9 protein-coding genes are annotated in these 15419 nt (G+C 41.2%); 6 read left to right on the top strand and 3 right to left on the bottom strand.

Annotated features, from left to right (window positions below):
- Nucleotides 1-2 precede the first annotated feature (2 nt).
- Entirely contained in the window at nucleotides 3-3950 is a 3948-nt protein-coding gene (locus J0M15_07510) for a hypothetical protein (GenBank protein ID MBN8536885.1), read from the bottom strand.
- A gap of 221 nt (nucleotides 3951-4171) precedes the next feature.
- Here J0M15_07510 and J0M15_07505 point away from each other — a divergent pair, with 221 nt between their 5' ends.
- From J0M15_07505 to J0M15_07490, 4 genes are all read left to right on the top strand, one after another.
- Complete coding sequence (locus J0M15_07505) at nucleotides 4172-4510, top strand: hypothetical protein (protein ID MBN8536884.1); 339 nt, start codon at nucleotides 4172-4174, stop codon at nucleotides 4508-4510.
- A gap of 36 nt (nucleotides 4511-4546) precedes the next feature.
- Entirely contained in the window at nucleotides 4547-6133 is a 1587-nt protein-coding gene (locus tag J0M15_07500) for a L,D-transpeptidase family protein (GenBank protein MBN8536883.1), read from the top strand.
- A 63-nt stretch (nucleotides 6134-6196) separates the two neighbouring features.
- Nucleotides 6197-6550: a hypothetical protein gene (locus tag J0M15_07495; protein ID MBN8536882.1), complete on the top strand. Its 354-nt coding sequence runs from the start codon at nucleotides 6197-6199 to the stop codon at nucleotides 6548-6550.
- A gap of 89 nt (nucleotides 6551-6639) precedes the next feature.
- Nucleotides 6640-7749, top strand: a complete 1110-nt coding sequence (locus J0M15_07490) for a hypothetical protein (GenBank protein ID MBN8536881.1) — start codon at nucleotides 6640-6642, stop codon at nucleotides 7747-7749.
- Nucleotides 7750-7765: 16 nt separating this feature from the next.
- Here J0M15_07490 and argF read toward each other — a convergent pair whose 3' ends face one another.
- A complete protein-coding gene (gene argF / locus J0M15_07485; GenBank protein MBN8536880.1) occupies nucleotides 7766-8782 on the bottom strand; it encodes an ornithine carbamoyltransferase in 1017 nt (338 codons plus the stop codon).
- A gap of 219 nt (nucleotides 8783-9001) precedes the next feature.
- Here argF and J0M15_07480 point away from each other — a divergent pair, with 219 nt between their 5' ends.
- Both J0M15_07480 and argH read left to right on the top strand, forming a co-directional pair.
- Nucleotides 9002-10201: an argininosuccinate synthase gene (locus J0M15_07480; GenBank protein ID MBN8536879.1), complete on the top strand. Its 1200-nt coding sequence runs from the start codon at nucleotides 9002-9004 to the stop codon at nucleotides 10199-10201.
- Between the two features lie 2 nt (nucleotides 10202-10203).
- On the top strand, nucleotides 10204-11583 hold the full coding sequence (gene argH / locus J0M15_07475) for an argininosuccinate lyase (protein MBN8536878.1): 1380 nt from the start codon (nucleotides 10204-10206) through the stop codon (nucleotides 11581-11583).
- A gap of 40 nt (nucleotides 11584-11623) precedes the next feature.
- Here argH and J0M15_07470 read toward each other — a convergent pair whose 3' ends face one another.
- On the bottom strand, nucleotides 11624-15412 hold the full coding sequence (locus tag J0M15_07470; protein MBN8536877.1) for a hypothetical protein: 3789 nt from the start codon (nucleotides 15410-15412) through the stop codon (nucleotides 11624-11626).
- Nucleotides 15413-15419: the final 7 nt, after the last annotated feature.

Here is a 15419-nt window from a genome sequence, read left to right as displayed (position 1 = left end):
ATTTAGTCTAGGTAGTAAAAAACTCGAATCCCATCAAGTCCTAAACCTACGCCATCATCGACGATGCAGAATCCTGAACTGATGCGGCCCTCACCTTGATCGGCGCCAATATTGGGAGCATAAATACAATCTTCACTGGCCTCACACAAGCTATTGTCATTTCCAACACCATCCCCATCAATTTCTATAGCATTTCGTAAAAAAGTTTTACCTCCGGCAATCACAATATCTAAAGGACTCAAGGCCACTGAAACCGCATTGCACTGAGAAATACTATCAAAACTGGGAGCTGCAGGTCGAGAGACCCCGTCATAGCTCGTATTATAAATATTGCTAGAAGCAAAATGAGCGGCTCTGAAATCCCATATTCGATAGGGAAGAGCAGCCATAAAACCTCGATTCACGCTCGCTATAGTTGAAATTGAGTTCGACCTACCAAGTCCCCTCATCCTGCTGTCAAATCGAAACCAACCAAAAAAATCGGTAATAGCGACATTTATAGATCCAAAAGTATCTAGTGGATTCAGACTGTCATCCACAGTCACTGCGCCAACAAAGGCATTCGTAAGATCTCCGCCCGCAATGGAACCAGAACATAAACTCGAAGACCCACAGCTCGAAAAATTTCCTTGAACAAAGTACCCATTCTTGAAGACTCCTAAACCTCCAGAATAAATATCTGCGGCAAAGGCCCCACCATTTGCAATGTATAAGTCTTGAAAAAGATTTCCATTTCCTGACATGCCTGAGGATTCTGCCTGAATCGCCTTATCCATATTCCCAGCGACCAGAGAGATAACGCTGTTGTTATTGTAATTCCCTGACGCAAAGAATATGGCATTGGACACATTACTAAACATCGTTAACTGAGTAAATATATTCGAGTTCACATTGGAACCCATAATATTTATTCCCGTATCACCGGTAAAGGCAGTCAAAACTTGGGAGAAGATATTACGATTTGCGAGTCCTCCAAATCCATTTAAATTAATGGCTTTTCCACTTCCTTTTATATTCATAGCAGTGAGTCTGGAATATATATTGTCGGAAGATTTTTTTAATAAAATGGCATCCGCACCTGTATTAATTGTTTTATGGTTGGCCACTCGAAGGTCATAAAATCGATTGAAAGTTGCCGTATCAAGAAATAAAGAATTTGCGTCTGCCGAATTCCCAGAAACATCCGCAATATTGAGATTCCTCACAGTATTACGATTGGATACATTCATACTAAGCCCAGCAAAAATATTAAAAATATTTAAACCTGAAATCAAATTAGCGTCGGAATTTTTTAACTTCACAGCAAAGTCTCCACTAGCACTTGTTTCCATAGGACTCACTGTCGACTCATGTATTCGAGAAAATTTCCACATGTAGGCCATAATCCCTGTATGAGCCTTATAGGCGGCTCCTGTCACTCCATCTATATTGGCTTCAATCCAAATATATTTTTTTCCTGCTCCACCACCTGATAATACAGCATGCATATTTAGAGTGTTATCAATAGTTCCATCGTATTCTGAAAAATTATTTGCAACTGAAGAAGGCCGGAAGACTTTGATCTTCGTCGTGCTATCAGTCACAACAGCGATCTTATCCGCATCAATTTGATAACCGTAAGTTACCAAATCTGCAATAGGAACGGCATAAATAGTTCCCGAAGTGTTTAGTTTTTTGACCGTCGTACTTGCTGAATTATCAAATGGCGCTGTATGCAGATTGGCAATCGGATTTCCCCACCAAAGAGAATCACTCCCGGAGCTGGGAGTTGAAATAGATGAACCACCTATAATTACAACAAGGTGATTGTTTTTCCAAGCCGGAGGAGATGCGCTAAAATCAATTAAATCTTTCAGCCCCTTGCCATTCTTAAATCCCTTCGTAAAAAGGGTTGCTACGGAGTCCTCTATTTCGCAGACCCATTCAAAAACACCTAAGGCTTCTGTAATCATGGTGACATTGACACAGGAAAAAACACCCCATAATTTAAATTTTCTTAATTCACCACCATGAATGCAGCCATCATGCTCGTTGTAATATCCAAGCTCGGTTCCAATGCAGGGATCAGCCCCTGGAGGCTGCCTATAGGATCTTGATCCCGCAACTGGATATTGAACATAGTCGTTCCAATCAGGTGCATTCGTGTAGGTTGGAACGACCACTGGCATTCGATACTCATAATTCAAACTCACCGTCGAGCAGGGTGAGGAAGCGCTATCCGCCCCACTCAGCTTAGCTTTGAAGGTATAAATTCCGGATGAGGGCATAGTTAAAGGAATATCCACAGTCGCTCCACCCGCTACGACAGCTGAGCCAATTTGAGAAACACAATCATCGGTAAACAAACTTACGGAATCACCTGACGAGACCCCACCGATTTGAACCACAATACTGTTAAAAACACTGGGTGAAGTTGTAGGAGGTAATAAGGTGATACTCGGGATGGGATCATTGTCGATGATATTGCCATAGGCTTGACCTGCCCCGAAGATTGTCGCATTAACGGCACTACCTAATTGCACAAAGAATTTCTCTTGAACTTCGGGAAGGGAGTCATCATTGGTCATAAAGGTGATGACCTTACTTGTTTCTCCTGGAGCAAAACTAAGACTTCCTCCGCCAGGAGCGGCGGCAAAATCAGCGTCCGTCGTCGTTACATGGTTAAAGGTATATAAAATGGAGATTGCTTCAGTGGAAGGACTGGATAAAGAAACTGTGAACTGGCTGGGATCCCCTTCCATCACCACTCCACCAAGAATACTTATTGTTGGCCTTAGATCATCGTTCACAATTTGTAAAACTCCAGTTCCTACCAAGATGGAAGCTTCTATTGGGCTCATCAGGGTCACCATCAGATCTTCATCGATTTCAAATTTACTGTCATTTGTTGTTGGGATGGAAAGATCGACGCTCGAAGATCCCATCGGAATCATCGTTAAAATATTACTCTGAGGTGTGTAATCACCATCTGCAACTGTTGCGGTGCCATCACTGGTTGACCAGCGAAAACTAATATCGTGAGTGGGACAAACTTGGGAAAGTTGAACTCTTATTAAACCCACAGCTCCTTCGGTAACTGAGGCATCACCAGCCGTTACTCCATTCATATCAATAGTGCTTAGGGTGGGACGGTCTAAATCTACGATGGTTCCTTGTGCTTGGGAAGTCGCTAGGGTGGCGCCGCTCGATGGGTTCGTTAAATTCACGAAAAAAACTTTATCAGCTTCACAAACTATCGTGTTATCTGCCGTTGGTACTAAAACGGTTTTCGAAGTTTCCCCAGCGGCAAAGGATAAACTCCCACTTGGCGGTAGGGGTATATCGAAGGCCGTTGCAGATACGAGTGTTGTTGAGTAATCAACGGTGATGACTTCAGTGGAGGCTTTATCAAGAGTGACTTGGAAGGAAAAGTTAGCCCCTTCACCTAGGGGAACCGGCGGAGTGATGCTCAACTTTGGCTTTTCAATAACTTTGGAATTAAACGAAATGGTTGCTTGGCTTGTGGTGTTTTGTGGGAGCTTGCGATCACCTCGTAAAAATACTTTTTTGTTAACATTGGCATCCGTTGAGACATTGAAAGTCGAGCAGATATTTTGAAAATACAAAGTGAATTTACCATCACTACAATCTCCATCGCTTGCAGAGTTATATCCTGTAACTCGGGCCCAGGTCACTTCCTCGTCAATTGAAAACTCTAATTGGCTCAGCCGTTTATCACAGCTTCCAGAAATAGAAAGCTCTGAAGAACACTGAGGGCTTGTCACAATACTATAAGCTTCAGAGGATTTTTTATCGGAACTAAAAGTAATCCCACTCAAACTCGTTAAACTCGAGACCTCGGGCTCTCCAACCGTGCATCCATTTAAAAATAGAATAGACACAGTTAAACTGAATAGTGGAATCACCTTGCTAGGAATCAATTTATTAATAGACACGACGTTCCAGCTCATAAATAACCTATCGTCAGAATTTAGAAAAACTTAAGAAAATTTCTAGATCTAAGTCTGGCGTGGCTCAATAGTACGGTAAAACTGTCTTAGCTTTAAACAGTTTCATGCTTTTTTTGGGGCACTTTGGTAAAAAAAAGTGTCTTCCATTGGGACAAATTTTTTATTCTATCCCTACTCATCTACCTAAGGTATAACGGCTTCCTATCATCCTGAGGAATCCAATGAAAATAGGTTTTTGGCATAGAATATGTACCACTTTTTTAGTAATCACGTTCAGCAGTTGCTATGCATTACCAAAAACAAAAATTATCATCGACTCTGTAAAAAAAACTAAAGACGATGAGGAAGGAAAGCTCGTTATCTTAAAGAAAAACAAACAAGTTCTTTATTTGAGATTAGATCACAAAAATTTTGACTCTTTGTTTTTAAATGTCTCAAAAAGCCAAAGCACAAATTCTAAATTAGAATTTAAGTTAGATGAGGATCTCAATATTTTAGAAGTTTCTTCAAAAGATGAGGCTAAAGTAAAAGATAAGGCGATCGTTAAGGATAAAAAATAAACTTAGGAAGTTTAAGAGGTTGTTATTAGGAATTCTATGGGTTTACAAATTTTCATTTTTAATTTTATTTTATCATTTTCCTTGGTCTCTTATTCTCAAACGAAAGAGTCCTTACAGGAGTACTTTCAAGAAAACAAATTGCTGACGAGTGAGTTGGGGCTTTTTTATCAAAGTCATGATTTTGAGCCTTTTTTTATCCAAAATGGCCAGTGGACCCCAACTGGAGAATCATTGGAAAGTATTTACAAACAAATTGAAGAAAATGGATTGATTTCAGAAAACTATGGTTTGAAGCAATGGAAGACTTTTAAGGAAAATCCAGTTTATTTAAATCAAGAATCTGAATTGCTCTTAGGAAAAAGTATTCTTTCAGCACTCATTCATCATATTACCGGAAGGATCCCTCCAAAGTCGGTAGCCAAGGATATCGAATTTGAAAGAAATAAATTTTCAGATTATCAGGCCCTTACTTTAAATCTTTTGAATCATCCAAAGGATTTGTTTTCAGAGTTAGGTCCCAAGTCAGAGCCATTTCTTCAACTTAAAGAAATGTTAATCTATCTTAAAAATCTAGAAGCTAGTTCCAATTGGCCTTTGATCACCCCATTTCCGGAAACTTTAAAACTAAACTCAGAAAATGAAGTTGTTTTACAAATCAAACATAAATTATCTTTATTTGGTTATCATTTTTCCTATTTCAATAAACGTTTTGATCCTGACTTGGAATTTGCAGTCAAAGATATTTACGCAAATAAATTACTTAATTCAGAAAAGGTCATAAAACCTGATTCTTACTTTTGGCAATATATTAACGTTCCACTCTCGACTCGAATTGTAGAAATTCAGTTGCAGATGGAAAAGTTGCGATGGCTTCCCAGGGAACTTGAAAATCGATATGCCTTTGTCAATATTGCCAACCAGACTATAAAAGTTTTTGATAATAATCTTCAAGACCACGATCCCATTCTGCAATTTAAGACCATCAATGGCCAGGTAACTCGAAAAACTCCCTCCATGAAAGATAAGATCGTGAGTGTCACTTTGAATCCCACTTGGACCGTTCCCTTGAGCGTGTTCTTTAAAGATAAATTAAGGATCTTACAAAAAGATCTTAGTTATTTAAACAGAGGAAACTTTAAAGTTATCGATGTAAACAGCGACGAGGAAATTGACCCCTACTCTATTGATTGGCAAGAAGTCACCAGAGAGAATGTTTATTTTCAGTTGGTACAGATGCCTAGTTATAGCAATGCCCTGGGTGTGGTTAAATTTTCGATGACAAATCGATTTTCAATTTACCTCCATGATACTGGAGACCGACATTTGTTTGCCAAAAATTATAGGTTTCTTAGCTCAGGTTGTGTTCGTCTTGAGAAACCTATCGACTTTGCAGAGTATTTATTACGTGCCACCAGCTGGACCAGGGATAAAATTATGAATTTTGTCGCCAAGCCTGGAGAGTCCAATAAGCCAACCCTTTCCATGGTCCTGAAGTCTCCACTCCCCGTTTATTTAATTCAATTAACCGTAGAAAAGAAAGATCATGTTATTAAATTCTATGATGATTACTACAGGCAAAATTTAGCTTTATTCAAATCTCTTAAAAGCCAAGGATTCTTTTGAATTTATAATATTGACACAAGGCATTATATGGTGTAGGTTCGGCCAACCAAAAGGAGTCCTACCTTGAAAAATTCAAAAATCATTTCAATTTTAAATTCGATGATCATCGCCCTCACCTTTTTTATGAGTGTTGGTTATTCCAAAACAAATGAAGAACCATTTCGTTTAGAAGACAAACAAAAAATTCTTGAGGATCAAACCTTGAAGGGGAATTTAATTCGAACCTACGTTCGCATCTTTACTTCTCGATTGTGCAAAATGGATCATCAGGCACCTTGCGCTTGTGAAGAAGATAAACTTAAATCTTGGATTAATTACATTAAAAATAATGTTCGTCAGGATTCGATAACGACAGAACCCAGCTCTGTAATTGTTCTGAACAGAGACGAAATCAAGTGCCTTGAACTAGCACTTTAACTAGTCATAGCTTAGCCATAAATGAGCTAAGATATAAATAAGCTAAATCATAAATTAGCTAAACCATAATTTGATAAGAAGGATGTTCTATGAAAAAAAAATTCTTTTTGCCATTGCTGATGATCTTCGCCGCAAGCATTAGCTCTTCTCAGAGTTCCTCCAGTTGCCTTGCTAGCTATACTAAGAGCTACGATGAAAATAAAAATTGGGGATTGCAAATATTTACAAAAAATTTAGACATCTTAAATGACCAATTACTTAAGATCAAAAATCTGGGTATGGATGAAGCGAATGATCAGTTATTACTGTCGGAAGCCAGAGTTTTATTTTTTCGTATGGAAGATCAAGCTCGCGTTTATAATTTAGCCTATGAAGAAGATAAAAGTTCATTCTTTCTTAACTATTTAAACTTATTTAAAAAATTTGAGGGTCTTTTAGGGAAAGTCGATTTAAAAGCCAGTTTATTGCAATTATCGAAAGATTTAAAAGAACCAGAACTCGTTTCCCACTTTAAAGACTTAAAGCAAAAATCCGAAGGCGATTTCTTCTCAGCTTTAGAGGATGAACTTTCCCTTAAAAAAATACGTAAAAATCTTGTTGATTTTCCAAAATGGAAATCAGCCAAAGAGGATAAGAAAATTCATATAAGCTATCTTGTTAAAGAATTGGAGAGGTTGTCAAAAGACATCAAGAAACGAAAGTTCACCCATTCAGATATTGAAAAAGGATTACATGAACTCCGAAGAAGAATTCGTTGGATCGTCATCCATGTGCAAAACTTAAATGGTTTCACTCAATATGATCATTCTCTAACCGTTTCCACAAAAGTGGACTCCTTTTTAAATGAGTTAATAAAGGCAAATCCTCTTTTAACCGAAAGCAAATATTTGAAGATGACCCCTTCAGAAGTTTCAAATCCTTTAGCCATATCCTTTAAAGTCCATAGTATTTTGTGTGAAATTGTTTCAACCATAGGATCAGCAAAAGATAATGCTGAAAAACAAATTTACATTCATGAAGCCTTAGAAGAACTAGGATATTCAAAAAGCGCTAAAATGAATACGGATATGAAATTAAAAGCGCTTTTAAAGGTAAATGAAAACGTGGATCATCAAAAACTTGCGGATTATTATCAGGAAAGAATAGAATCCACAGAGCTATTGGAAGAATACATCCGAACCCTTAAAAAATTAAACTAAAATGAATGAAAGAATATTAAGAGCGCGCTTGAAGTTCTAAAGTTTGATGAACTTCTTCATGCAGACATTCAAGGGAATGATGGGCATTGGAATAGGGGGCATAGTGACGAAGCCCATTCCAAATTCCTAACATCAAGGCTTTTTGTGAGTGGAGTCGGTTTTCAGCCTGTTGAAATAAAGCAGAGCACGGATGCTCCACCATCTCGGCAGTAATTTCTAGCCCCTTGATCATTGGCAAACAATGCATCACCAAAGCTCCAGGCCTTGCATGGCTATAAAGTTCCAAATTAACCTGGTAACCAGTAAAAGCGCCTTCTCTGGTTGAAGCCTTATCTTCAGATCCCATGCTGGTCCACACGTCTGTGGAAATGGCATTCACACCTTTAACTGCCGCTTTGGGAGTTTTAAAAGATCGAATTTTAGCTCCCGTTTTGGCGGCTCGTAAATGGGCTCTTTCTAGAATCGACGGATCGGGTTCAAAGCCTTTGGGGCAGGAATAATGAACATCCACACCCGCCATTGGCAATAATAGTAAAAGCGAATGTAAAACATTATTTCCATCACCTACATAAGCTAATTTCAAACCTTTGAGCTTTCCAAAGTTTTGTAGCAAGGTTTGCAAGTCGGCAAGGGCCTGGCAAGGATGGTGAAGATCCGACAACCCGTTGATAATTGGAATTCTCGATTTAGTGACCATTCGTTCGAGATTGCTATGTTCAAAGGTTCTGAGCATCACACCATGAACCATTCCTTGTAAGACTCGAATGGTGTCTTCGGGTTCTTCGAATTTTTTTTGACTCGAGTTGAGCTCAATCACTTGCCCACCGAGCTCTTGAATACCCACCGTAAAACTCAATCTTGTTCTTAAGGACGGTTTTTCAAAAATCAAAGCAAGGCTTTTTCCTTCAAGAGGTTTAATGGCTTTAGTTCCTCGAGATTTTCGGAGGTCTTCAGCCACGTTCAATAAGTTTAGTAATTCCAATTGAGATAATTCTTCACCTGTTAAGAAATGATGAGAATGGATTGAAAACATGCCGCGCTCCTTTGTATTTATAGACTTTTCAATAGAAATGTCTCTGCATTTCAGCTGCATTTATATGCATCAATGCTGCATACATTAACAACAAATCTAAATAAATCAAGAATAAGCTTGCGTTTATGCATATTTTTGCATATATTTGCATAAATATTCATGAGCTGTTATTTGCAATATCAATATTAGCCTTCATGTGCTTCATGTAAAGGATGAAATATGTCAGAAAAAAAAGTACTTTTAGTTTATAGTGGAGGTCTCGACACCTCTATATGTATTCCCCTGATGAAAGAAGAATATGGTTATCACAAGGTGGTGACGGTCACTGTCGATGTTGGACAAGCTCCGGAAGAAATCAAAGTCGCCGCTGAAAAGGCAAAAATATTAGGAACAGAACATTATACTGTCAATGCTCAAGAGGAATTTACGACAGAGTTTTGTTGGAAGTCCTTGCAAGCTAACGGGGAGTACCAAGGTTACCCGATGTCGACCTCGATCGCCCGCCCCTTGATCGCCAAAAAAGCAGTGGAAGTAGCAGAGAAACTAGGAATTCAGGCCTTTGCCCATGGCTGTACGGGAAAGGGAAACGATCAGTACCGGATTGAATTTGGCATTCGAAGCCTAATGCCTTCGGCCGTGATACATGCACCGGTGCGTGAAAAAAACATGACTCGCACTTGGGAGATTGAATATGCTCTCAAAAATAACGTGCCTATCCAGCAAAGCTTGGAAAAAATTTGGAGTATCGATGAAAACCTTTGGGGACGATCCATTGAAGGCGGTCGTTTAGAAGAGCCAGACTTTACCCCACCCGAAGAAATATTTCAATGGACCCAATCTGCAGAAAAAGCAGAAGTCAAACCACTGGTCATTGATTTGCAATTTCAAGATGGCGTGCCCGTGGCTATCAATGGCGAGAAACGCAGTCCTGCTAATTTGGTTTTGCAAATGAACCAAATAGCCGGAGCTCACGGTATCGGTCGCATCGATATTATGGAAGATCGAATGATGGGCTTAAAGGTTCGCGAAAATTATGAATGCCCTGGCGCCACGGTTTTTTTAAAAGCCCATAGGGCCTTGGAAAATTTGGTTCTCACTCGGGATGAAATTCGCTTTAAAAGTTTGATCGATCAAGAATGGAGTCATCTGGCCTACGAAGGACGTTGGTGGGACCCCTTAAAAGAAGATTTAGAAGCCTTCATCGGCGAAACACAAAAACGTGTGAGTGGGCATGTGATTTTAAAACTTTATAAGGCGAACTTAACCGTCGTTGGCAGGAAATCTGATTGGGCCCTGTACTCTGAAGACTTGGCTTCCTTTGATACAACAACCTTTGATCAAAGGGAAAGTACAGGTTCCGTAAAAAACTTTGGACTGCAAGCTCGCATGTACCAACAGCTTTTGAAAAAAAGAAGGTAATTATGTCTAAACTTTGGGGTGGTCGCTTCACTCAAGATACGCACAAAGAGGTGGAATCTTTTACGAGCTCTCTGAGTATCGATCAACGCCTTTGGAAAGTGGATATTCAAGCCTCCATCGCCCATGCTCAAATGCTGGGTAGGCAGAATATTATTCCGCCCTCTGAGGCCCAGCTCCTCATTCAAGGATTAGCAGATATCGCCAAAGACCTAGAGTCTGGTACTTCTACTATAGATCCCTGCTCTGAAGATATCCATTCCGATATCGAAAAGAAATTGGCGCAAAAAATTGGAAGTATCGCTGGCAAGCTCCACACCGCTCGAAGTCGCAATGATCAAGTGGCCACAGATATTCGGATCTATTTAAGAACTGAAGTCACTGAAATAGAAGAAATTATTTCCAAACTCCAAGGTTTTTTAGTCCAAAAAGCTTCTGAACATCTGCATACCTTGTTGCCGGGAATGACCCACACTCAGCATGCTCAACCAGTGAGCCTCGCCCAGCATCTGCTAGCGTATTTTTGGATGCTCGAACGGGACCGCGAGCGATTTCATGAATCACAAAAACGGATCAATCATCTTCCCCTGGGGGCGGCAGCCCTTGCAGGAACTGGATTTCCTACCGATCGTCTTCAGTTGGCCAGCGATTTAGGATTCGATTCCCTATGTGAAAACAGTTTAGATGCTGTCAGTGATCGCGATTTTATCGTTGAATTTTTATCCTCGGCTTCTCTATCCATGATGCATCTTTCAAAACTGAGCGAAGAGCTGGTCCTGTGGAGCACTCCCGAATTTGGATTCGTTGAATTAGCCGATGAGGTCACCACTGGTTCAAGCATCATGCCTCAAAAGAAAAATCCAGATGTGGCAGAGCTTATCAGGGGACGAGTTGGCTTGGTCTATGGCGATTTGATGGGAGCCCTGACCATGATGAAAGCCTTGCCATTAGCCTACAATCGAGACTTACAAGAAGATAAAACATTTCTATTTCGAAGTGTTGACACTTTGAAATCATGTTTGCGTCTGACCCATCTCATGTTAACGAAAGCTTCGTTTAAAGCGCAAAAAATGAAATCAAGCCTTGAGGGAGATTTTTCCAACGCAACGGATTTGGCTGATTATCTCGTCACCAAAGGAGTGTCTTTTCGCATCGCCCACGAGATTGTTGGCAAGTTGGTTCAGTACTGCTTAGAAAATAAAATAAAAATGGAAGCCCTCACTTTGCCTGAATTAAAAAAAACGAGCGCTGTTTTTGAACAGGATGTTTTGTTGATTCTTTCTCATGAAGCCGTCATGAATTCTCGAAGTTCCAGGGGGGGCACTTCCCCTACAGCCGTAGCGGCTCAGCTCGAACTTGCCAAAAAGTTGTTAAAAAAATACTAAACCAGGGGTTTCACCTTTGACTCAAAAGTGGAACCTCCTCTTACTGAGCAACTCCACTCGCATTGACTATGGCAAAATTAGGAAATTGGTAATTTTGATAGTAAGTGAAAATCCCTCCAACCAAAAGATTAGACCCGTCCCAGAACAAAGAGCTACCCACGACTCCAAATCCGCTAAGCCCATTGCCAGCAACAAAAACCGAATCCTGAAGACCACTGCCTAAAGCAATTTTAGAAAGATATTTGGCAGAAGCACCTCGATAGGTGGTGAAAGCCCCAGTCACATATAAAGAGGTCCCATCGCTAGCAAGAGCATTCACAGTGCTACCAAAACCCACCGTGCCTGTGCTTTTAAAAGTCGTGTCTAAATCACCGCTGCTCGTATCAACTTTCGCGATACGATTGACAGTGATCCCTTTATAGGTTGTAAAGGTTCCTCCCATATATAAGGAACTTCCGTTAATGAGAAGGGTATTAACGTTGTTGTTCACGCCATTGGAAGCCGAGGGGCTAAATGTCGTATTCAAAGCGGCATTGGTGTAATCTAATTTAGCAACACGATTGGCAGAGACGCTTTTATAGGTCGTGAATTTACCTCCGATATAAACGTTAGATCCACTGATAACAAGGGCATAGACAGAGCTGCTCGGCCCCGTTGTCGTACTAAAAGTAGCATCTAAAGTTCCTGAAAAATTCAATTTGGCAAGATACTTTAAAGCGGTGCCCTTGTAACTGGTAAAATCTCCTCCAATAAATAAATCCAAACCGCTGATGGCAATGGCCCAGACACTGCTATTAGCGCCATTGTTACCAGAAGCAGGATTAAAGGTGGTATCTAAAACTCCACTGGAATCAAGTTTAGCGATGCGATTGGCAGCAGCTCCTCCGTAAGTGGTAAAATCTCCACCCACAAAAATCGTAGAACCAGAAAGAGCTATCGCGCGAACATTATTATTAAATCCATTGGCCGCACTTTGAGAGTTAAATGTCGTATCCAAATTTCCCGCACTATCAATTTTTGCAATATAATTTGCCTTTGAAAAATTTCGATAAGAATAAAAATTTCCACCCACATAGACTCCATTGGTACTTGCTAGAATCGCATTCACATTACCACTAGCTCCATTGGCCCCGCTGCTGGGATTGTAGGTCGTATCTAAAACCCCATCCGTACCCATTTTGGCAACACGAACAGCACTTAAATTTCTATAGGTTGTGAAAAGCCCACCCGCGTACAAGGTAGCTCCTGAAAGATACAGTGCATTCACAGTACTTGAAGCTCCATTAGCGCCAGAACTGGGGCTGAAATTTGTATCCAGAGCGGCCGTTGTGAGGTTTACCTTTGCAATGCGATTCGCAGCTGCGGATTTATAGGTGGTAAAAGTACCTCCTAGATACAAGCTCACTCCATCCGTAACGATACTGTAAACCGCAGCACTGGGTCCAGTGGTTGTCGAAAAGGTTCCATCTAGAACTCCACTCGAAGAAAGTTTGGCTAAGTACTTAAGAGCTGTCCCTCGGTAGGCCGTAAAGTCACCCGCAATAAAAACATCTGTTCCATTCAAAACAATAGTTCTGACATTATTATTGGCTCCATTACTACCAGATGAAGGATTAAAAGTGGTATCTAATGCACCTGTAATCGAATCTACCTTAGCAATACGGTTGGCAACACCACCGCGATAAGATGTAAATGAACCACCGATATAGACCACGCCGCTTCCCACAGCGACGGAATAAATCGATCCACTTGAAAATCCAACAGTTCCCGTACTGAGGAAAGTGGTATCCAGAACCCCGTTGGCATCCAATTTGGCTATACGATTCACCGTTGTTCCCCGATATTTTGTAAAGTCGCCTCCAAGATAAATACTTGTTCCTTGAACTGCGATGGTGCGAACAATTCCCGCCGCACCATTGTTTCCAGAGGGAGGATTGAATGTAGTGTCTAAAACACCGGACGAATTTATTTTAGCAATTCGGTTTGCGGGTCTGCCCCGATAGGTTGTGAAATCTCCGCCAACAAGAATATTTCCATCTGCCATTTCAGCAAAGGCATAGACCTGCCCATTAAAACCAGAACCCGTCGTAAAACTGGTGTCTTTGGTTCCATCTGAATTTGTTCGAACCAGGTACATATCACGGTTGAGCGAAAGGCTGTTAAAGGTACCTCCAAAAAGAGTGCTGCCATCGGGAAGTTTTTGCATGGTCAAGATCTGTCCATTTAAAGACATTCGAAGTTGGTAATTGTAAGTCATCGGTAACGATGTGATGTTATTACCGCTATCCGTTTGACTTAAGGTCAAAGTGCGCGTTCCCGAGGTCCCTGTAATTTCCACATAAAGCTTGTAGACGCCTCCCGTGCAGGTCAAAGTGGATGGGCCTGTGATATTCGCCCCATAGGTAATTTCAATGGTGTAGGCATTGTCACAGGAACCAGCAACGGCGAATTCAGGCTCAGTGATGAGCTCATTGTTGACGGGCGTGTTCACTGTCAAAACTGGAGGTGTGGTGTCGGCAAGCCAACCCGCAGAAGATTGTTGAGTTAAGTTTCCAGCATTGTCAATTACCTGCATGTTCACATAATAGGTTCCACCTTCAGTCAAGGAAAGACCTGTGGCCGTGAACGCTCCTCCCGTTACATTTGTCCAAGGAGCTATATCAAACGCTAAATCCCCGGTTGTCCCCGTTCCAATAGCATACTGGTATTTTTGCACACCACTACCCAAATCATCCGTGGCTGATTCCGTATAAGTCACGGCAGGAGACTCTATCAAAGAATTATAAATGGCGGCGTGAAAAGGAACATCAAGCCAAATTGGAGCCGTGTCATCGTGAATGATACTATCGCTGACACAGGCACTGGTGTTTCCGGCAAGATCTCTGGTTTTCATGTACACTGATACCGAAGCATTGGTCGCGGTTAAATTCCAAGCTTTCGTCGTCGCAAAAGATTCCCATACTCCCCCACTGGAACAAGCAGGATCTTCAGTGAGATACATTTCAAAGGCTCCTGTAGAACTCAAGGAAAGGTTCACTGCCGTCGTCGCCGCGATGGCTGTATCTCCATTGATAACCAGGCTGTTGGCGCTGGGACTCACTACATCTTTAGTTAAACTCACCGTGGCCTGAGTGGCTGGGTTTCCCGCATCGTCGGCATGGTCTACATTAAGAGTGATTGTTCCATCGGGAACGGCGGAAAAATTAACTGATTTGCTAAAACTTCCCGAACTGCAAGTTGTCGAAGTGCTCACTGATCCCGAAATGCTAATGGTGCGCGTGTTCTCGCTGCAGGAACCTGAAACAAGAACGGATGTCACATTGCTTGAGTTAATGTAATCCGAAGCCAAGGGCGTGGAAAAACTGATCGTGGGAGCTAGGGTGTCTTTCGTGTAAACAGCAACAACTTGAGTTGCAGAATTACCAGCGGCATTTTGATGATCAAAGGCCAGACTAAAGGGAGCATCAGGAAATCCAGAAAGATCAAAGGAAACACTCCAAACTCCACCAGCGCAAGATATTGAACTCGTGATAGCTCCACTTAAAACAACAGGCTGCCCGGATTCGGAACAGGTTCCGTTAAAAGTAACCGCATTTTGATTGGCTATATTTACTGCGGATCCAGAGACCGGTGAACTGAGGGTCAATGTGGGAACCGTTGTATTTTTTGAAAAAATCCGAGTGATTTGAGACGCTGAATTTCCAGCCACATCTTGATGATTAATATAAAGCGTGACGGAACCATTAGGAACAGCCGTGGCATTGAGGCTAGCACTCCAGTTTCCTGAAGTACAGGTGACCGTGCTGGAAATGGCCCCAGAAATGACCACGCTTTTT

It is taken from the genome of Deltaproteobacteria bacterium, assembly GCA_017302835.1.
In the GTDB taxonomy this organism is placed as follows: Bacteria; Bdellovibrionota; Bdellovibrionia; order Bdellovibrionales; family Bdellovibrionaceae; genus UBA2316.
This window is presented reverse-complemented; position numbering and strand designations above follow the sequence as displayed.